The organism is Rugamonas sp. FW305-51 (genome assembly GCF_058786935.1).
On record NZ_JBYSZG010000003.1, the window covers coordinates 44,769 to 63,017 of the forward strand.

The 18,249-nt window shown below is 66.8% G+C and carries 18 protein-coding genes; 9 read left to right on the forward strand and 9 right to left on the reverse strand.

All coding sequences use genetic code 11. The annotated features are described in order from the left end of the window. Nucleotides 1–141 precede the first annotated feature (141 nt). Nucleotides 142–480: a hypothetical protein gene (locus tag AC3WOS_RS02720; RefSeq protein WP_492714295.1), complete on the forward strand. Its 339-nt coding sequence runs from the start codon at nucleotides 142–144 to the stop codon at nucleotides 478–480. Here the strand turns inward: AC3WOS_RS02720 and AC3WOS_RS02725 are convergent. Next, nucleotides 477–1,499 carry an MBL fold metallo-hydrolase gene (locus AC3WOS_RS02725; RefSeq protein ID WP_492714296.1) on the reverse strand — a complete coding sequence of 341 codons (1,023 nt, stop codon included), beginning with the start codon at nucleotides 1,497–1,499 and terminating at the stop codon, nucleotides 477–479. The genes AC3WOS_RS02720 and AC3WOS_RS02725 overlap by 4 nt on opposite strands. 114 nt (nucleotides 1,500–1,613) lie before the next feature. Here AC3WOS_RS02725 and AC3WOS_RS02730 point away from each other — a divergent pair, with 114 nt between their 5' ends. Further along, nucleotides 1,614–2,234, forward strand: a complete 621-nt coding sequence (locus AC3WOS_RS02730; protein WP_492714297.1) for a TetR/AcrR family transcriptional regulator — start codon at nucleotides 1,614–1,616, stop codon at nucleotides 2,232–2,234. Between the two features lie 15 nt (nucleotides 2,235–2,249). Here the strand turns inward: AC3WOS_RS02730 and AC3WOS_RS02735 are convergent, their stop codons facing one another. Next, nucleotides 2,250–3,338 (reverse strand): WD40/YVTN/BNR-like repeat-containing protein, encoded by a 1,089-nt coding sequence (locus AC3WOS_RS02735; RefSeq protein ID WP_492714298.1) that lies wholly within the window; start codon nucleotides 3,336–3,338, stop codon nucleotides 2,250–2,252. A gap of 1 nt (nucleotide 3,339) precedes the next feature. After that, a complete protein-coding gene (locus AC3WOS_RS02740; RefSeq protein WP_492714299.1) occupies nucleotides 3,340–3,609 on the reverse strand; it encodes a ubiquitin family protein in 270 nt (89 codons plus the stop codon). A 94-nt stretch (nucleotides 3,610–3,703) separates the two neighbouring features. Here AC3WOS_RS02740 and AC3WOS_RS02745 point away from each other — a divergent pair, with 94 nt between their 5' ends. Both AC3WOS_RS02745 and AC3WOS_RS02750 read left to right on the forward strand, forming a co-directional pair. Next, a complete protein-coding gene (locus AC3WOS_RS02745) occupies nucleotides 3,704–4,009 on the forward strand; it encodes a hypothetical protein (RefSeq protein WP_492714300.1) in 306 nt (101 codons plus the stop codon). Between the two features lie 164 nt (nucleotides 4,010–4,173). Continuing rightward, on the forward strand, nucleotides 4,174–4,926 hold the full coding sequence (locus AC3WOS_RS02750; protein WP_492714301.1) for a GNAT family N-acetyltransferase: 753 nt from the start codon (nucleotides 4,174–4,176) through the stop codon (nucleotides 4,924–4,926). A gap of 13 nt (nucleotides 4,927–4,939) precedes the next feature. Here AC3WOS_RS02750 and AC3WOS_RS02755 read toward each other — a convergent pair whose 3' ends face one another. From AC3WOS_RS02755 to AC3WOS_RS02775, 5 genes are all read right to left on the reverse strand, one after another. After that, nucleotides 4,940–5,239, reverse strand: a complete 300-nt coding sequence (locus tag AC3WOS_RS02755) for a 2Fe-2S iron-sulfur cluster-binding protein (RefSeq protein WP_492714302.1) — start codon at nucleotides 5,237–5,239, stop codon at nucleotides 4,940–4,942. 73 nt (nucleotides 5,240–5,312) lie between these two features. Beyond that, the gene (locus AC3WOS_RS02760; RefSeq protein WP_492714303.1) at nucleotides 5,313–6,989 is read right to left on the reverse strand and encodes a methyl-accepting chemotaxis protein; all 1,677 of its coding nucleotides are present in this window, start codon (nucleotides 6,987–6,989) and stop codon (nucleotides 5,313–5,315) included. A gap of 261 nt (nucleotides 6,990–7,250) precedes the next feature. Continuing rightward, nucleotides 7,251–8,174, reverse strand: a complete 924-nt coding sequence (locus AC3WOS_RS02765) for an ABC transporter permease (RefSeq protein WP_492714304.1) — start codon at nucleotides 8,172–8,174, stop codon at nucleotides 7,251–7,253. Beyond that, the gene (locus AC3WOS_RS02770; protein WP_492714305.1) at nucleotides 8,174–9,283 is read right to left on the reverse strand and encodes an ABC transporter permease; all 1,110 of its coding nucleotides are present in this window, start codon (nucleotides 9,281–9,283) and stop codon (nucleotides 8,174–8,176) included. Before AC3WOS_RS02770 ends, AC3WOS_RS02765 begins: the two co-directional genes overlap by 1 nt. After that, a complete protein-coding gene (locus tag AC3WOS_RS02775; RefSeq protein ID WP_492714306.1) occupies nucleotides 9,270–10,871 on the reverse strand; it encodes an ABC transporter ATP-binding protein in 1,602 nt (533 codons plus the stop codon). Before AC3WOS_RS02775 ends, AC3WOS_RS02770 begins: the two co-directional genes overlap by 14 nt. Nucleotides 10,872–11,206: 335 nt before the next feature. On the opposite strand from AC3WOS_RS02775, the gene AC3WOS_RS02780 reads away from it, so the two are divergent. The 4 genes from AC3WOS_RS02780 (at nucleotide 11,207) to AC3WOS_RS02795 (ending at nucleotide 14,957) form a co-directional block, all read left to right on the forward strand. Next, entirely contained in the window at nucleotides 11,207–11,980 is a 774-nt protein-coding gene (locus AC3WOS_RS02780; RefSeq protein ID WP_492714307.1) for a GntR family transcriptional regulator, read from the forward strand. Nucleotides 11,981–12,306: 326 nt separating this feature from the next. Then, entirely contained in the window at nucleotides 12,307–13,167 is an 861-nt protein-coding gene (locus tag AC3WOS_RS02785; RefSeq protein WP_492714308.1) for an outer envelope protein, read from the forward strand. Between the two features lie 33 nt (nucleotides 13,168–13,200). Continuing rightward, the gene (locus AC3WOS_RS02790) at nucleotides 13,201–14,286 is read left to right on the forward strand and encodes a BMP family ABC transporter substrate-binding protein (protein WP_492714309.1); all 1,086 of its coding nucleotides are present in this window, start codon (nucleotides 13,201–13,203) and stop codon (nucleotides 14,284–14,286) included. A gap of 191 nt (nucleotides 14,287–14,477) precedes the next feature. After that, a complete protein-coding gene (locus tag AC3WOS_RS02795) occupies nucleotides 14,478–14,957 on the forward strand; it encodes a nucleoside deaminase (RefSeq protein WP_492714310.1) in 480 nt (159 codons plus the stop codon). Nucleotides 14,958–15,012: 55 nt separating this feature from the next. Here the strand turns inward: AC3WOS_RS02795 and AC3WOS_RS02800 are convergent, their stop codons facing one another. After that, nucleotides 15,013–16,425, reverse strand: coding sequence for a glutamine synthetase family protein (locus AC3WOS_RS02800; RefSeq protein WP_492714311.1), 1,413 nt, complete (start codon nucleotides 16,423–16,425; stop codon nucleotides 15,013–15,015). Between the two features lie 234 nt (nucleotides 16,426–16,659). Here AC3WOS_RS02800 and pdxR point away from each other — a divergent pair, with 234 nt between their 5' ends. Then, nucleotides 16,660–18,147 (forward strand): MocR-like pyridoxine biosynthesis transcription factor PdxR, encoded by a 1,488-nt coding sequence (pdxR, locus tag AC3WOS_RS02805; protein WP_492714313.1) that lies wholly within the window; start codon nucleotides 16,660–16,662, stop codon nucleotides 18,145–18,147. The last annotated feature ends 102 nt before the right edge of the window (nucleotides 18,148–18,249 follow it).

Sequence of the window (18,249 nt, forward strand, 5' to 3'; positions counted from 1 at the left end):
CCATCGCAGATACTGCTGGCGTCCTGGACGATTTTGACCTACGCTTGAGTAGTACCTGATTGATAGCGATCCTGTATCTTTGCGTCCAAAGATATTGCTGCTGAGATCGACCCAGGAGAATTTATTACCGAGGGGCAAATCGTGGCTTCCGTGTCATCCGTCAACACGTTGCAAGCATCCGTGGCACTGGCCGAAAGGCAAGTGCAGCAGGATCAGACGCGCGTCAACCAGGATGCAAGCCGGCTGGAACAAAGCCAGACGCAGCTGACGAAGGACAAGGAACAGCTCAGCAGCACCCAGCAGCAAAGCCGCCAGGCCGCCCAGCCGGCCCTGAAGGCGGCCACGCCGGTGCGGATCGACAACGCGATCGAAAAACCGCCCCCCTCCCAGCAGGCGCTGCCCGCCGCCCTCACTGCCGCCAAGCCCCAGGTGAACACCTTGGGCCAGACCATCGGCAAACTGATCAATACAGTCGCTTAAGCGAGCGCGTGCAACCACCACTGTTCGTCCGCATGCGGCGCCGTCAGGCTCAGCGCCTTGCCAATGGCGGGCGTGGCAACGGGCAACTGGCGTTCCCTGGCCAGCGCCACGATGCGCTCGAACGGCTCGTGCCAGGCGTGCAAGGCCAGGTCGAAGGTGCCGTTGTGGATCGGCAGTAACACCTTGCCCCGCAAATCCAGGTGGGCCTGCAAGCTTTCCTCCGGCTGCATGTGGACGTCCGGCCACTGCGGATCGTAAGCGCCCGTTTCGATCATGGTCAGGTCGAACGGACCGTAGATGTCGCCAATTTCCTTGAACCCCTTGAAATACCCGCTGTCGCCGCTGAAGAAGATGCGCGTGTGCGCCGTTTCGATGACCCAGGACGACCACAAGGTGCGGTTGCCGTCGAACATGCCGCGGCCGGAAAAATGCTGGGCCGGGGTGGCCACCAGCTTGACGCCGTCAAGGTGCTTGCTTTGCCACCAGTCCAGCTGATGGACCTTGCCGGCCGGGATGCCCCAGCTCACCAACGTGTCGCCCACGCCCAGCGGCGCGACAAAGTGCGTGGTCCGCTCGGCCAGCTGCAGCACGGCGGCCTTGTCCAGATGGTCGTAATGGTCGTGCGACAGGATCACGCCGTGGATGGGCGGCAAATCGGCGATGGTGATGGGCGGCGCGTGAAAGCGCTGCGGCCCGGCCCACTGCACGGGCGAGGCCCGCTCGGCAAACACGGGATCGGTCAGCCAGAACTGGCCGCCCAGCTTGAGCAGCAGGGTCGAATGGCCGAGGCGGAACAAACTATTGTCATCGGCCTCGAACAATTGTTCTTTGGTGAGCGCGTGGACGGGGATGGGCTGGCTGGGCACCGTATTGGCCGGCTTGGCGAACAGGAAACGCACCAGGATGCCCAGGCTCTTGAGCAGACCGCCCTTGCGCATGCGGGCCGGATTGCGGTATTTGCCATCCTTTTGGTGGTATTGGCTCAAGTTGGCGTCGAGGCGGGCGGTTATGGTCGTCATGGCGGAGGCTCCGGAGGGATGCGGGCTGAATTACACGGTCATTTCACTTAAATTACACTACACAGTGTAGTTCCAATTTTTGGAAAAGTAAACCAGTCAGTGTAAAATAAACCCATGTCCACCTCCCCCGCCCCGCAACGCCTGACCGACCGCAAGCGCCAGGCCATCATCGACGCCGCCATCGCCGCCTTCCGCACTGCCGGCTTCGAAGCCACCAGCATGGACAAGATCGCGGCCGAGGCCGGCGTTTCCAAGCGCACCGTGTACAACCATTTCCCCAGCAAGGATGAGCTGTTCAACCACATCCTGCAGCAACTGTGGGACAGCAGCGCGGCCCGCATGGACTTGCCTTACCGGCCCGACACGCCCCTGCGCGCCCAGCTGCTGGCCTTGCTGGAGCAAAAGATGCAGCTGCTGGAAGATGCCTATTTCCTCGACCTGGCCCGGGTGGCCATCGCGGAAACCATCCACACCCCGGCGCGGGCGCAGGAAATGGTGGCCCGCCTGGGCGAAAAGGAACAGGGCGTGGCCGCCTGGATACGGGGCGCCCAGGCCGACGGCAAGTTGCGCCGGGCCGAGCCGCAGTTCGCCTCCCACTTCCTGCAGGGCCAGCTCAAGACGTTCGCATTCTGGCCCCAGGTCACGCTGGGCCAGCCGCCGCTGGATGCGGCCAGCCGCCAGCGCGTGCTGGACACGACGGTCGACATGTTCCTGGCCTATTACGACCAGGCCTGAACGGCGGGCAGGCCGTCAGCCGAACGCCACCGCATACACGGGCGGCAGGCTGGTGCCTATGGTTTGCCAGTGCTCGCCGCCGTTGGTGGACAGCCACACCCCGCCCGTCGTCGAACCCATCAGCAAGGTCTTGCCGTCGTCGTCGATGGCCAGGCCGTGGCGGTAGACCAGGTCGTAGCAATGTTCCTGCGGCAAGCCGCTGCGCAAAGCCGCCGCCGTCTGGCCGCCGTCCGTCGTGCGGGTGACGGACAGGGCCGCGCCGGGCGGGATGCGGCGCTGGTCGGCCTCGGCCGGCACGAACCAGGCCGTCTCGCCGTCCTGCGGATGGGCGGCCACGGCGAAGCCGAAACTCGACAGCGGCGCCGTCAGCACTTCCGTCCACTGCGCCCCGTTGTCCGTGCTGCGCCAGATGCCGCAATGATGCTGGCACCACAGCGTATCGGGCGCGCCGGGACAGCGCACGATGCGGTGCGGGTCCTGCACGGCCTGGTTGTCGGCCAGTTCCGGCGGCATGTAGGCCGCGTTCATGCCCTTGCCGCGCAGCGTCCAGCTGGCGCCGCCGTCCGTCGTCAGCCAGGCCCCGCCGCACGACACGCCCACCAGCACCGAACGGCTGTCGCGCGGATCGACGCAGATGCTGTGGATGCCCGGCACGTCGTAGCCGCCGCCGAACCACTGTGCGCGCTCGGGCGCGTTCCACAGCGACTCCACCAGCTGCCACGTCTGGCCCCGGTCGGCCGAGCGGAACAGGCCGCCGGGTAGGGTGCCGGCCCACAACACGCCGGGCTCGTCGGCGCCGCCGGCCGCCAGCGACCAGATCTGCCTGAGTTTCCATTCCACCTTGTCCTGGCTATCCTCCGGCTTGGCCGGATAGGCCGGCACGCCCACTTCCGTCCACGTGTCGCTGCCAGCGTCGAGCCGGTGCAGCTTGGTGCCGAAATGGCCCAGGTTGAGCGCCGCGTACAGGGCGCCGTCTCGCGCATCGGGCAGCACCATGGACACCGGGTCGCCCAGGAAATGGCTGGCGCCCAGCTGCCAAACGCCGTTCGCCGGCGCCAGTTCGAACAAACCCTTGCGGGTACCAAGAAAGGCGCGTGCTGCCATGTCAACCTCCGGAAAGCGCTTGCAGGATGTAGACCCGGGAATCGGGACGCAGGGCATCGTCGAGCCGCTGGCGCTCGCGCGTGCGCTGGCCGTCGATGAAGATGACGACGTTCTCGCGCAAATGGCCCTGCTCGTCGAGCACGTAGCCGCGCAGCCGGGGCTGGCCGGCGAAGGCGTCGTCCAGCGCGCCGCGCAAGTCCGGGGCGGCCGTGTCCACCTCGGGCACGGGCAGGAAACGGGCCAGCTGCTGGGTAAAGATCAGGTGCGCCATCGCCGTTATGAATTCGTCATCGAAACAACGATTCTAACGCGGTTCGGACGGAGGCCGGTCTACAATTGAACCGTGCCAACCACCGGAGCGCATCATGTCGATTACCCCGCAACAACTGGAATTGCTGATGGAGGAAGTGGAGCAGGAAGACCCGATCGACTTTGCCGACCTGCCGTTCAACGAACACGAGCTGCGCGCCCTGATCGCCAACCACCTGTGCGAGATGGCGGATGCGATGGAGAACTTCAGCGAGGAAGACAAACAGCTGACGTTGCTGGCCGTGGCCGCCAAGCTGGTGCTCGAGAACATGGTCCTCAACATCCAGCTGCTGCGCCGCCACGGCCTGCCCATGAGCGAGAGCACCGAAGCCCTGCTGAGTCGCCTGCGCAAGGGGCCGTAAGCAGCAGCGGGCAGATCGGCCGCGCCCCGGCGGGCGGATCTCGGATAGCGTTGGCGGGCCGTCGCCATGCGCGGCCTTGACGGCGGCCCGATGTTGGTCCGATGTTGGCCCGGTGTTGGCCCGGTGTTGGCCCGGTGTTGGCCCGGTGTTGGCCCGGAATTGGCTTGATCGCGGCCCCGGCGGCGTTCCAGGCCCGATGCTACACTGACGTCACCTCAGCCATCCCCGTCCGCGCCATGCACGAACAGCTCGACAACATTTTCTGGCACGCCCTGAGCGGCCCCCAGGCGCAGTTCGCCAGCGGCGCCGGCGCCGCGCGCCGTTATGCCGCCGGCTTTTCCCCCATCATTGCCTTTGCCGAGCCGGAACAGCCCGACTTCGCGGCCCTGGCGCCTTATTGCGCGCCGGGCGAACGGTTCTACTGCGCCGGCTGGTCCGGCAGCGCGCCGGATGGCTGGAGCGTGGAAGTGGAAGCGACCATGGTCTGCATGGTGTGGAACGGCCCCCTGCCCGCCACCGACGCTGCGCCGGACGCCATCCCGCTGGGACCGGAACACGTCGACCAGGCCGTGGCGCTGGCCGCGCTGACCAGGCCCGGCCCGTTCGGCCCCCGCACCATCGAACTGGGCGACTACTACGGCTATTTCGACGGTTCGCGCCTGATCGCCATGGCCGGCGAGCGCACCTGCGCCCGGGGCCTGCGCGAAATCAGCGGCGTCTGCACCCATCCCGACTTCCAGGGCCGGGGCCTGGCGCGGCGCCTGATGAACAAGCTGATACGGCGCCACATGCTGCGCGACGAGCAATCCTACCTGCACGTGATGCAAGCCAACGAAGCGGCCCACCAGCTCTACCTGCGCATGGGCTTTGCGGACTACCGGGTAACGGTGGTGCGGGTGGTGGCCAGGGCCGGCTAGCGCGGCCTCGCCGTCAGGCCGTCTTTTTGGCCGCCGGGGCGATCAGGATCAAATCCGTCTCGGCCAGCGCCACGCAGGGCAGGATGTAGCCCTCGCGTTTTTCATCCAGGCTCAGGCCCGGCCACTCGATGCGGTAGCGCACGCTGCCGCTGCGCAGCTGGCAGAGGCAAGTACGGCAAGTACCGTTGCGGCAGGAACTGGGCAGGCGGATGCCGGCCTGTTCGGCCGCCGCCAGCACGGTCGTCCCGGGCGCCGCCTCGAATTCCCATCCCTTGCCTTCCAGCGTGATACGCCGCGCCGCCGTGTCCATCATTCACCGCCCCGTTATCCTCGAAGCGACATGATAATGGGAAACGGCGGGCGGCGTGCCGCTGCGGCTCTCAGCCTCAGGCCAGTTGCCGCAGCGGTTGCCGCGCCTGGCCCGGAGGTCGGGGCGGCCCGCGGCGCTGGGACGGCGCCGTGCCGGCACCGGTCGCCGGCGCGCGCACGGCCTGCAGCTTGAACACGGCCATGGCTTGCGACACGTGCTGCGCCTGCTGCGCCAGGTTGCCGGCCGCGGCGGCGGCCTGCTCCACCAGCGCAGCGTTCTGCTGCGTCAGGTCGTCGATCTGGACCACGGCCATGTTGACCTGGCCGATGCCGTGGCTCTGCTCGCGGGTGGCGGTGGAAATTTCGTCCATCACCTGCGTCACCTGGCACACGGAAGCGATCACTTCATGCATGGTGGCGCCGGCGCTGCTGGTGAGCGCCGCGCCCGCGTTGACCTTGACGATGGACAGGTCGATCAGCTGCTTGATCTCATGGGCCGCCGTAGCCGCGCGCTGGGCCAGGCTGCGCACCTCGCCCGCCACCACGGCGAAACCGCGGCCCTCCTCGCCGGCGCGGGCCGCCTCCACGGCCGCGTTCAGGGCCAGGATATTGGTCTGGAAGGCGATGCCGTCGATCAGGCCGATGATGTCCTGGATCTTGCGCGACGAGGTGCTGATTTCGTCCATCGTATGCACCACGCGCGACACGATCTCGCCGCCCTGCTCGGCCACCCGCGAAGCCCTTCCGGCCAGCTCGTTGGCGCTGGCCACGCTGCTGGCGCTTTGCTGGACGTTGGTGGTGAGCTGCTCCATGCTGGCCGCCGTCTGCTGCAGGCTCGACGCCTGCGACTCCGTGCGCCCCGACAGGTCCAGGTTGCCGGTGGCAATTTCGCCCGTGGCCAGGGCGATCTCGTCGAAATTGCGCCGCACGTCGCCGATGATGCTGTGCAGGTTGACGTTGGTCTGGCGCAGCGCGGCCAGCAGCTGCCCCATTTCGTCGTCGCGCGGCACCTCGATCACGCCCGTCAGGTCGCCGCCGGCCATTTTGCGGGCGGCGCTGGTGGCGCGCCGCAGGGGGCCGGCCACGGTGCGTTGCAGGCTGCTCCAGAAAGTCAGCATCACGAGGGCCGACAGGGCGGCCGCCGCCGTCAGCGCCATGCGCGCGCCGTCGGTGGTGCTGCCGTCGATGCGCCAGAACGCGACGGCAAACACGGCCATCATCAGCGTCATGAAGCAGGCGTTGAGCGCGACGTGGCGGCTGAACGACAGCTTGCCCAATGCGCCCAGCCGGGCCAGCACGCCGGTCGACACGGCGCGGCCGTTGACGATGCGCAGCCGCTGCGGATTGCCGGCCTTGAACTGGCGGTACAGGGCGTCGGCCTGGGCCACCTGCTGGCGGCTGGGCTTGGTGCGCACGGACATGTAGCCGACCGGCTTGCCCTGCTCGATCACGGGCGTCACATTGGCCAGCACCCAGTAGTAGTCGCCGTTCTTGCAGCGGTTCTTCACCATGCCGGTCCACGGCATGCCGCCCTTGATGGTGGCCCACAGGTCGGCGAACGCTTCCACCGGCATGTCGGGATGGCGCACGATATTCTGCGGCGCGCCGATCAGCTCCTCTTGCGTGAAGCCGCTCACCTCGATGAAATAGGGGTTGGCGTAGTTGATATTGCCCTGCAGATCGGTGGTCGAGACGATGGTCTTGTCGTCGTCGAGCAGGTATTCATGTTGGCTGACCGGCGTGTTGTTGCGCATTGTCGCATTCCTCGGAGCAGAAGAACCGTAAGACAAAAACGGAGCACATCGAAGTCGCGAGCCGGGGATAGGGGGTCGCCGTTGATTTGCGCGGGCAATCGGGCCCGCCCGGTCGAGATACCGACCGTATCAACGAATTTAGTATAGTCGGTACTAATCGCAACAATATCTCCAATTGTTGCGGCGCAGGAAAACAACGCCCGCCACGTGGGCGGGCCTTGATGGCGCGCATGGCCGGCGTCGCACGCCGGCCACACCGGCTCAGTCGGCGCGGAAGTTCTGGCCCAGCGACATGGGCTTGTTGAGCAGGATGGTCTGCGGATTGCGGCAAATGATTACCAGCACCACGATGGTGGCCAGGTAGGGCAGCATGGCCAGGAACTCGGAAGGCACGGAAATGCCCATGCCCTGGCCGTGGAACTGCAGCACCGTGACCCCGCCGAACAGGTAGGCGCCCACCAGCACGCCGCGCGGCTTCCACGTGGCGAACACCACCTGGGCCAGCGCGATCCAGCCCCGGCCCGCCGTCATGCCCTCGACCCACATGGGCGTCAGCGCCATCGACATATAGGCCCCGCCCAGGCCGGCCATGGCGCCGCCGAACAGCACGGTGCCGTAGCGGAGTCCGATCACGGGGAAGCCGATGGCGTGGGCGCTGTCGGGCGACTCGCCCACGGCGCGGATCTGCAGCCCCAGGCGGGTGCGGGCCAGCATCCAGCCCACCACCGCCACCAGCACCACGGAACCGTACACCATGATGTCGAAGCGGAACAGCAGTGGCCCGATGAACGGCAGTTCCGACAGCACGGGAAAGTGCAGGTGCGGCAGGGGTTCTATGGTCTGGCCCACGAAGCCGCGGCCCATGAAGGCCGACAGCCCCACCCCGAACAGGGTCAGGGCCAGGCCCGTGGCTACCTGGTTGGTTTGCAGCGTGAGCACGAGGAAGCCGAACACCAGCGCCAGCGCCATGCCGGCGACCATCGCGCCGAGCAGGCCCAGCGTCATGCTGCCCGTGGTCAGGGTGACGGCGAAGCCGGTCACGGCGCCCACCAGCATCATGCCCTCGAGGCCGAGGTTGAGCACGCCGGAGCGTTCCGTCACCAGTTCGCCCATGGAAGCGAGGATCAGCGGCGTGGCGGCGCCGGCCGTGCTGGCCAGGAAGGCGATCAACAGGTCGGTATTCATCAGGCTGTTTCTCCTTGTGGGGTGGGCGCGGCGGCGGCCACATGGGGCACGACCCGCTTGCGCGGCTTGAAGCGGTAATGGATGAACAGGTCGGCCGCCAGCAGGTAGAACAGCAGCAGCCCCTGGAACAGGCCCGTGATGGCCGACGGCAGCTGCATTTCGATCTGGGCCGTCTCGCCGCCGATGTAGAGCAGCGACATCAGCAGCGCCGACAGCAGCACGCCCAGCGGATGGAGCCGGCCCACATAGGCCACGATGATGGCGGCGAAGCCGTAGCCGGGCGACACGGACGGCTGCAGCTGGCCCAGCGGGCCCGCCACTTCGCCCACGCCGGCGATGCCGGCCAGCGCGCCGCTGATCATGAAGGCCACCCATACGTTGCGCGGTTCGCTGAAGCCGGCGTAGGCGGCGGCGGCCGGCGCCATGCCGCTGACCTGCATGCGGTAGCCGGCGAAGGTGCGGGCGCAGAAAAACCAGGCGCCGGCCGCGATCAGCAGCGACAGGGGGAAGGCCGCGTTCACGCGCAAGCCTTCCACCAGCAGCGGCAGCAGGGCCGCATCCTGGAACATCTTCGATTGGGGGAAGTTGAAGCCGGCCGGGTCGCGCAGGGGACCGTGCACCAGGTAGCTCAGCAGCAGATAGGCCACGTACACCAGCATCAGGCTGACCAGGATTTCGCTGGTGTTGAAGCGGGTGCGCAGCAGCGCCGGGATGGCGGCCCAGGCCATGCCGCCCAGCGCGCCGGCCACCACCATCAGCGGCAGCAGCCAGCCGGCCTGCACGTCATCGAAGTACAGGGCCACGGAACCGGCCGCGATGGCGCCCACCGTCAGCTGGCCGTCGGCGCCGATGTTGGCCACGTTGGCGCGAAAGCCGATCGCCAGGCCGATGCCGCACAAAATCAGCGGCGTGGCCTTGAGCAGCAGTTCGCCGACGCCGTACAGCGTGGTGGCCGGCTTGATGAAATAAACGAAGAAGGCGTGCAGCGGGTCCTGCCCCAGGAAGGAGAACAGCACGGAGCCCGTGATCAGCATGGCCAGCGCCGCGATCAGCGGCGAGGCCAGCATCATGGCGCGCGAGGGTTCGGGACGTAGTTCAAGCCGTGACATGGTGGGCAGCTCCTGGTGCGGGTTGGTCGGCGGGCGGGTCGACATGATCGAAGTCGCCGCTCATCCACACGCCGATCTGGTGGATGGTGGTGGAGGCGGCCGGCACGGCGCGCGACAGGCGGCCGTGGGACAGCACGGCCAGCCGGTCGCTCATCTGGAACAGCTCGTCGAGCTCCTCCGACAGCACCAGCACGGCCGCGCCCTGGTCGCGCATGTCGATGATGGCCTGGCGGATCAGCATGGCCGCGCCGATGTCCACACCCCAGGTGGGCTGGGCGAACACCACCACCTTGGGGGCGAGCGTGATTTCGCGTCCGACGATAAATTTCTGCAGGTTGCCGCCCGACAGGCTGGCGGCGGCCGAAGCGGTGCCGCCGCACTTGACCTGGAACCGCTCGATCACGTTGCGGGCAAAAGCGCGCACGGCGCCGAACTGGATCAGGCCGCGCTTGACCATGCCGGCCCCGCCGGCCGGGATATAGCCGGTCAGCAGCGCATTGTCGGCCAGCGACAGGGCCGGCGCGGCGCCCCGCCCGAGGCGCTCTTCCGGCACAAAGCCCAGTCCCAGCTGGCGGCGCTGGGCCGCGTTGAGCCGGCCCACGGGCTGGCCGTTCATGCGGATGGCGTCGCCCTGCGCCAGCAAGCGCTCGCCGGAAATGGCTTTCAGCAGCTCCTGCTGGCCGTTGCCGGAAATGCCGGCGATGCCGACGATCTCACCGCTGCGCAGTTCCAGGCAGATGTCTTTCAATTTGGTGCCGAACGGGTCGTCGCTGTCCACGCTCAGGTGTTCGATGGCCAGCCGCACTTCGCCCGGCGCGCGCGGCAGGTGGCGGCAGGTGGGCAACTCGTGGCCTATCATCAGCTCGGCCAGCGAACGGGCGCTTTCTTCCCTGGGGTTGGCGGTGCCGGACACGCGCCCGGCGCGCAGCACGGTGGCCTTGTCGCACAGGGACTGGATCTCGTCGAGCTTGTGGCTGATGTAGAGGATGCTCAAGCCTTCGGCGGCCAGCCGGCGCAGCGATTCGAACAGCTTGAGCACGGCGTCCGGCGTGAGCACGGAAGTCGGTTCGTCCATGATCAGCAGGCGCGGCGACTGCAGCAGGCAGCGCACGATTTCCACCCGCTGGCGCTCGCCCACGGACATGCTGTGCACCAGCCGTTCCGGGTCCAGCGGCAAGCCGTATTGTTCCGACACGGCGCGGATGCGGGGCGCCAGCTGTTCCGGCGACACCTTCTCGTCCAGCGCCAGCGAAATGTTCTGCGCCACGGTCAGCGTTTCAAACAGGGCGAAGTGCTGGAACACCATGCCGATGCCCAGCTTGCGCGCATCGTGCGGCGAGTGGATGGCCACCTCCTTGCCTTCCCACTGGATCTGGCCCGCGTCGGGCCGGGTCACGCCGTAGATGATCTTCATCAGCGTGCTCTTGCCGGCGCCGTTCTCGCCCAGCACGGCATGTATCTCGCCCGGCATCACGGTCAGGTCCACCTCCGCGTTGGCGATGACGGACGGGTAAATCTTGGAAATGCCCCGCAGCTGCAGGCGCGGTTCAGTGCGCGGCGGCGTGGCCGGGGCGGCGGTGTCGTTCATCGGGCGGGACCTCCATCATCGGGCGTTGTATACAAATGCAATGAGCATCTCGATCGAACTACGCAAGGTCCGTGCCACCGCCCGGTGGCCGGGATATGCGTGCGCTGATGGAAAGCATACGCTCTCGCGCATGATTTCACGCACTTTTTTTGCGCACGCTGTGGGCAAAAACGCACTAAATAAACCGTGCAGTTTCACCACAAACGTGCAAAATTGTATCCACAAGCCACCAAATCGGCCCCGCTTTCGTACACAATGTGAGCACGAATCCTGCTTTACATGTCGCAGACATACTGTGCCGGGCCAGGCCCGCGATCGCTTCAGGAGAATGAAACATGAGCAGCCTCACCCCTGCGCCGCGCCCATCCGGCAAGCGCAAAGCCGGCAGCACGGCCGAACCGGCTGCGCCAGCCGCCCCCGCCGCCCGCCTCAAGCGCGGCACCACGGCCGTCGACCTGCGCATCTACCGCGCCGTCGTCAATGCCGTCATGAGCCACCGCCTGCCGCCCGGCACCCACCTGGGCGAGGCGGACTTCTGCGAGCTGTACCAGGTCAGCCGCACCACCGTGCGCAAGGCGCTGCAGCGGCTGGCGCACGACCACATCATCGAACTGCGCCCCAACCGCGGCGCCGTGATCGCCTCGCCCACGCCGGAGGAGGCGCGCGACATCTTCGCCGCGCGCCGCGCCGTGGAACGGGAAATCGTGCCGCTCGTGATCCGCAACGCCACCCCCGCCTCGCTGCAGCAGATCCGCGCTGCGCTGGAAGCGGAAGACCAGGCCCGCCGCACGGGCGACCGCGCCGGCTGGATACGGCTGGGCGGCGAATTCCACATCCTGCTGGCCGAACTGGCCGGCAACCAGGTGCTGCTGCGCTTCATGTCGGAGCTGGTATCGCGCTGCTCGCTCATCATCGCCCTGTATGAAAGCCCGGGCGCGGCCATGTGCGAGAACGACGAGCACCAGGACCTGATGTCCCTGATCGAACAGCGCAAGGTGGCCGAGGCGACGGCCCTGATCGAACACCACCTGATGGAAATCGAAGGCCGGCTGCGCCTGGGCGAGCCGGAACGCAAGATCAACCTGGCCGAAGCGTTGTCCGGTTTCTGAGGCTAATTGCATACAAATAGTGAAGGCGCGCACCAGCACTGGGCGTTTTGCCGGCGGCAGCCCGTCCGTGGTGCATCCGGCGCCCGCTGGCAAGGCGGGAAGCCAGTCGTAGTGCGCCCTGCCGGCTGGTGCCGGATGGCGTAAAAACCACAATCGGCATGACGAAATGCAGCATTTGTTTCATTTGGACGAGACTCTGGCCTACTATTTGCTAGAGCACTGAATCAAGAATTGAATCCAATTGTTGACAGTGATTGGATTCAAACCGCAGCAAACCGGTATCACCCTTGCCGTCCGATTTTCGTTAACCTGTCCCAGGAGTCTGCATGAAGCCACATCCATTCAAACGTAGCGCCATCCTCGCCCTGCTCGCCGGCTGCGCCTGCACCGCCGCCCACGCCGCCGACTGGAGCGACACCTCGCTCAGCTACCGCTACGGCACCAAGTTCGCCGAGCCGTTCAACAACCAGGACATCGCCAAGAGCATCGTCAACCTGAGCGGCGTGAGCGGCTACAAATACGGCACCAACTTCTTCAGCGTGGACTTCCTGATGTCGGACGACAAGGACCCGTCGTCGGTGGGCGCCAAGAGCGGCGCGCACGAAGCGTACGCCCTGTACCGCCACACGCTGGACCTGGGCAAGGTCACCGGCAACAACTACGCTTTCGGCCCCGTGCGCGGCATGGGCGTGACGGCCGGCTTTGACTTCAACAGCAAGACCGACGCCGGCTACAACTCCAAGAAGCGCATGCTGGTGGCCGGCCCCACCCTGATGTTCGACGTGCCCGGCTTCCTCAACGTCAGCCTGCTGGCCCTGTGGGAAAGCAACGCGCCCTACAACGGTTACAGCAACACGGCCGTCGACCGCTACCGCTACAAGACCCACCCCATGCTGACGGCCGCCTGGGGCATCCCGATCGGCGCCGGCATCCCGCTGTCGTTCGAAGGTTTCGCCAACTTCATCGGCACCAAGGGCAAGGACGAATTCGGCGGCGACACGGCCACGGAAACCAACATCGACATGCAGATCATGTACGACGTGGGCGCGGCCATCGGTTCGGGCAAGAACGTGTTCAAGGTCGGCGTCGAGTACCAGTACTGGAAGAACAAGTTCGGCAACTCGGACCACAACAATCCGGGCGCCACGGCCAAGACCCCGATGATACGCGCCGAATACCATTTCTGATCCCGCCGCTCCCACTCTAGAACAGGAAACGTCATGATGAAACGTCGTACTCTGCTGGCCTATGCCTCCCTGGCGGCCACCCTGGGCCTGGCCGCCGCCGCGCCCGCGCAGGCGGCCGAACCGCTCAAGGTCGGCTTTGTCTATGTAGGCCCGGTCGGCGACGCCGGCTGGACCTACGCCCACGAACAGGGCCGCCTGGCCTTGGAAAAGGAACTGGGCGACAAGGTCAAGACCACCTATGTGGAAAACGTGCCCGAAGGCGCGGACGCCGAGCGCGTGATCCGCAAGCTGGCCGCCGACGGCAACAAGCTGATCTTCACCACCTCGTTCGGCTTCATGAATCCGACGGAAAAAGTGGCCAAGGCCTACCCCAACGTCGTGTTCGAACACGCCACCGGCTTCAAGACGGGCAAGAACCTGGGCACCTACGAAACCAAGACCTACGAGGGCGCCTACCTGCTGGGTGTGGTGGCGGGCAAAATGACCAAGTCCAACATCCTGGGCATGGTGGCCTCGTTCCCGATTCCGGAAGTGATACGCAACATCAACGCCTTCACCCTGGGCGCGCAGAGCGTGAACCCGGCCGTCAAGACCAAGGTGATCTGGGTCAGTTCGTGGTACGACCCGGCCAAGGAACGCCAGGCCGCCGAAACCATGATCGCCCAGGGCGCCGACGTGCTGACCCAGAACACGGACTCGCCGGCCACGCTGCAGGCGGCCCAGGAAAAGGGCATCTATGCCTTTGGCTGGGATTCGGACATGGTCAAGTTCGCACCGAAGGCGCACCTGACGGCGTCCGTCAACAGCTGGGGCGGCTACTACATCGACACGGCCAAGGCCGTGATCGCTGGCACCTGGAAGCCGACCGACGTCCACGGTGGCCTGAAGGAAGGCATGATCAAGATGTCGCCCCTGAATGCCGCCGTCAAGCCTGACGCGGCCAAGGCCTTCGAGGAAAAGAAAGCCCTGATGGCCAGTGGCAAGTTCACGCCGTTCCAGGGTCCGATCAAGGACCAGTCGGGCGCCATCAAGGTGGCAGCCGGTGCCGTCATGCCGTTCAAGGACCTGATGTCGATGAACTTCTACGTGCAAGGCGTAGAAGGCAGCATTCCGAAGTAATGGCCTGAGCATACGGTATATATCGTTTATACCGTATGTCACTGTCCGCATGGTTGGCATAACATGCAGGCAGCAGCCAGTTGCAACCGACGGGGCGGCCAGCCCGTCCCGCCGGCTCCAGCCGCGATACGGCCCCGCGCCGCAACGCGCGGCCGCGTCACCATCCCCCATCACCGCATCGAGGAGAACGCATGAGCACAGCCACCCCGCAAGACCAGCAATTCCTGACCCAAGTGTTGGCCCTGGCCCAACGCTCGCGCGACGAAGGCCACCATCCGTTCGCCGCCATGGTGGTGGGCGCCGACGGCACCGTCATTGCCGAGGCGATGAACGCCTCCAGCAGCGACCGCACGGCCCACGCGGAAATGAACGCGCTGCGCCAGGCTTCGTCGCGCTACAGCCCGGCCCAACTGGCCGGCGCCACGCTCTATTCCAATGCGGAGCCGTGCGCCATGTGCGCCGGCGGCACCTACTGGAGCGGCGTGGGACGGGTGGTGTACGCCATGTCGGAAGCGAGCCTGCTGGAACTGACGGGCAGCGACCCGGAAAACCCCACCCTGTCGCTGCCCTGCCGCGAAGTGTTCGCGCGCGGCCAGCGACCTACCGAAGTGATCGGCCCCATGCGCGAAGACGAGGCGCGCCTGTCGCATGCGGGGTTCTGGCACAAGTGAGCCAATATCAAGGGAAGTGCCGCGCGGCTGGCGCGGCACCGACGGCGTATCCGGCTCAGGCGTGGTGCAGCAGATTGGCGATGTCCCACTCCAGCCCGGACGGCGCTTGCTCGCGCTGCGCCAGCTCGTGGCGCTTGAGCGCATCGTAGGTGTCGACGAACTGGGGGCCGAACAGCTCGCGCGTCCAGTCGTCCTGGCAGAAGGCCTGCAGGGCCGCGTCCAGCGACAGCGGCAGCTGGTCTGGTTCGGACGCGGGTGCCAGCTGGCGCTCCATGCCGTCCAGCCCCGCCGCGATCATGGACGCCAGCAGCAGATAGGGATTGGCGTCGGCGCCCGGCAGGCGGTTCTCGATGCGGCGGTTGGCCGCGTCCGACACGGGAATGCGGAACGCCACCGAACGGTCATCCTGGCCCCAGCTGGCGGCGGCCGGCGCGGCCTCGTGCTTCTGGAAGCGCAGGTAGGAATTCTGGTAGGGCGCGATCAGCGCCGTCGTGGCCAGCGCGTGGCGCTGCATGCCGGCCACAAACGCCAGCAGTTCCGGTGACGCTTCGCCATCGGCGCCGCTGAACACATTGCGGCCGCTGTCCTTCTGCTGCATGCTCATGTGCCAGTGCATGCCCGACCCCGGGCCTTCCGTGTAGGGCTTGGCCAGGAAGGTGGCGGCAAAGCCGTAGCGCAGGGCCACGTCGCGCGCCAGGCGCTTGAAGCGGAACACGGCGTCGGCCTGCGCCAGCGGCGCGGCGGGCGCGAAGTTGACTTCGTACTGGGACGCGGCCGCCTCGTGCGAGAAACCGGTAACGGGAATGTGCTGCGCGCGGCAGGCCGCAAACAGGGTGGAGAAGAAGGGATCGAAGGCCGACGTGCGCTCCAGCGAAAAAATGTCGATGAAGCTTTCCCGTACGCCAGGATGGAAGGGGCTGGCCGCCGGTGGCAGGTCCATGCCCTGGCGCGCGCCGGGGATGGCGACCAGGAAGAATTCCAGCTCCGGCGCCACCTGCGCCGCCAGGCCGCGCGCCGCCAGCCGCTGCAGAACGCGCTTGAGGATGCTGCGCGGCGACAGCGAGGCCGCCTCCACCTGCACACCCTTGGGCGTGACAAAACTGCCGCTGACGTCGCACAGGACCGTGGCGCGCTGGGCGATCAGCGGGTCGGGCGCGAAGGTCGACCAGTCCGGCTTGAGGGCCACGTCCGGATAGGTAGCGGGGATCAGGTTCTCGTACACGGAGCGCGGCTCGCCGCCCACCACGGTGGTGCCGAAGATGATGGAAGGCAGCCGCGTGCCACGCTGGGCGGAGAATTCGGCCGTAGTCTGGATCTTGCCTCGTGCCACAGACGCCAGGTCCGACAGCGCGCATTCGACCGTGCGGATGTCGCGTAACTGGCACAGGCGCAGCGCCTCGTGTTCGGTCTGCCCGGTGTGCGACGCGGGGAAGGGATCGGCTACGGCAATGACGGGATAGGCTGACACGGCGGGCTTTCTGGGCTGGTGGAAGGAGAATCGATGCACGACAGCGCCAGCATAGGATGGCCCGCTGCGGCGCACAAGAACCACTCGGCCCCCGTTCGCCTGGACCAGTTACGGCCCGGTTCAACTGCGCCGCACTTGACAGGATGGCCCCGCCGGCGTCACGCTGGCTGCTGACAACGCAACCGACACCGCCTCCCGCCATGCCCAACGCCGTATCGAATAACGCCAGCCCCGATGTTCTCCCTGCCGCTGCATGAATGGCTGAACCAGCAGCTGCCGGGCGGGCAGGCTGCCTGGCCGGCCCTGTCGCGCAAGCACCTGATCATCCGCCTGATCCGGAACGCCATCCTGGACGGCACGCTGCCGGCCGCCGTGCAACTGCCTTCCACCCGCATGCTGGCGGCGGAGCTGGGCATCGCCCGCAATACCGTCGTCAGCATCTACGAGACGCTGCAGGACGAAGGCTTTGTCGTCATCGGCCACGGTTCGGGCACCTATGTGTGCCGGGTCGAACCGGACGTGGTGACGGGCGCGCGGCAGGAGGCGGCCACGCCGGACGGGCCGTCGTTTTCCGCGCGCGGCCGGGGCATCGTATCCCATCCACTGAACCGCTACTACATCAAGCGCCCGTTCTGTCCCGGGGTGCACGACCTGACGCTGTTCCCGCTCAAGATCTGGAACCAGCTGCAGCAACGGCACTGGAAGCAGGCCGAGGCTTCCTCGCTGGTGGAGGGCGAACCGGGCGGCCTGCCCGCGCTGCGCCAGGCCATCGCCGAACACCTGCGGGTGTCGCGCGGGGTGCGCTGCGAGGCGGAACAGGTCATCATCACCGACGGCACCAGCCAGTCGCTGGACCTGATCGCGCGCCTGCTGGCCGATACGGGCGACGAAGTATGGTTTGAAAATCCCGGCCACTGGGCCGCCAGCAAGGTATTCGACGGTAACGGCCTGCGCCTGCGCCCGATCGACGTGGACGACCAGGGCATGCCCTGCCCGGACGGCAGCGACACGCCGCCGCGCCTGGTGTACCTGACGCCGTCGCACCAGTTCCCGCTGGGCGGCGTGATGCCGCTGCAGCGCCGGCAGCAGTGGCTGGAGTTCGCCCGCCGCCACGACAGCGTGCTGCTGGAAGACGACTACGACAGCGAATACCGCTTCGGCGCGGCCCCGCTGCAATCGCTGCAGGGCCTCGACAGCCACCACCGCGTGATCTACCTGGGCACCTTCAGCAAGACGCTGTTCGTCGGCATCCGGCTGGCCTATTTCGTGGTGCCGCCGGCGCTGGCCCGGGACTTCGCCCACGCCTCGGCCGACCTGTACCGCGAAGGCGAGCAAGTGGGCCAGGCCGTGCTGGCCGCCTTCATCCGCGAAGGCCATTACGACAGCCATTTGCGCCGCACCCGCCTGGTGTACGCCGAGCGGCGCCAGGTGCTCACCGATACGCTCCAGGCGGCGCTGGCGCCCTGGTTCGCATCGGGCGCCGTCGGCTTCGCGGGCGAGGACGTGGGCGTGCACTGCACGTTGCGCCTGCCCGACGCGGTGGACGACCAGGCCGTGGCCCAGGCGGCGGCCGACGCCGGCATCAGCGTCATGCCGCTGTCGGGCTATTGCCTCGGCAGCCGGCGCAGCGGCCTGGTGCTGTCGTATGCCGCCACCACGGTCGAGGACATCGTGCCGCTGGCGCGCCAGCTGGGCGCCGTGGTGGCCTCCCTGCTCGGCTAGCGCCGGTCTGGCGCGCACTGGCGCCGGCGCCAGTGCCATCGAGCTGGAGCGGTAAACAATAAGAAAAAGGCCACTTTCATAAAATGAAATTGATATTTTTTT

Excerpts from the sequence above, each read along its gene's own strand:
- AC3WOS_RS02740 (WP_492714299.1), bottom strand. The coding sequence starts at position 3,609 with ATGGCGCACCTGATCTTTACCCAGCAGCTGGCCCGTTTCCTGCCCGTG.
- AC3WOS_RS02785 (WP_492714308.1), top strand. The coding sequence starts at position 12,307 with ATGAAGCCACATCCATTCAAACGTAGCGCCATCCTCGCCCTGCTCGCC.
- AC3WOS_RS02790 (WP_492714309.1), top strand. The coding sequence starts at position 13,201 with ATGATGAAACGTCGTACTCTGCTGGCCTATGCCTCCCTGGCGGCCACC.
- AC3WOS_RS02780 (WP_492714307.1), top strand. The coding sequence starts at position 11,207 with ATGAGCAGCCTCACCCCTGCGCCGCGCCCATCCGGCAAGCGCAAAGCC.
- AC3WOS_RS02775 (WP_492714306.1), bottom strand. The coding sequence starts at position 10,871 with ATGAACGACACCGCCGCCCCGGCCACGCCGCCGCGCACTGAACCGCGC.
- AC3WOS_RS02755 (WP_492714302.1), bottom strand. The coding sequence starts at position 5,239 with ATGATGGACACGGCGGCGCGGCGTATCACGCTGGAAGGCAAGGGATGG.
- AC3WOS_RS02795 (WP_492714310.1), top strand. The coding sequence starts at position 14,478 with ATGAGCACAGCCACCCCGCAAGACCAGCAATTCCTGACCCAAGTGTTG.
- AC3WOS_RS02765 (WP_492714304.1), bottom strand. The coding sequence starts at position 8,174 with ATGAATACCGACCTGTTGATCGCCTTCCTGGCCAGCACGGCCGGCGCC.
- AC3WOS_RS02725 (WP_492714296.1), bottom strand. The coding sequence starts at position 1,499 with ATGACGACCATAACCGCCCGCCTCGACGCCAACTTGAGCCAATACCAC.
- AC3WOS_RS02770 (WP_492714305.1), bottom strand. The coding sequence starts at position 9,283 with ATGTCACGGCTTGAACTACGTCCCGAACCCTCGCGCGCCATGATGCTG.
- AC3WOS_RS02745 (WP_492714300.1), top strand. The coding sequence starts at position 3,704 with ATGTCGATTACCCCGCAACAACTGGAATTGCTGATGGAGGAAGTGGAG.
- AC3WOS_RS02735 (WP_492714298.1), bottom strand. The coding sequence starts at position 3,338 with ATGGCAGCACGCGCCTTTCTTGGTACCCGCAAGGGTTTGTTCGAACTG.
- AC3WOS_RS02760 (WP_492714303.1), bottom strand. The coding sequence starts at position 6,989 with ATGCGCAACAACACGCCGGTCAGCCAACATGAATACCTGCTCGACGAC.
- pdxR (WP_492714313.1), top strand. The coding sequence starts at position 16,660 with ATGTTCTCCCTGCCGCTGCATGAATGGCTGAACCAGCAGCTGCCGGGC.
- AC3WOS_RS02730 (WP_492714297.1), top strand. The coding sequence starts at position 1,614 with ATGTCCACCTCCCCCGCCCCGCAACGCCTGACCGACCGCAAGCGCCAG.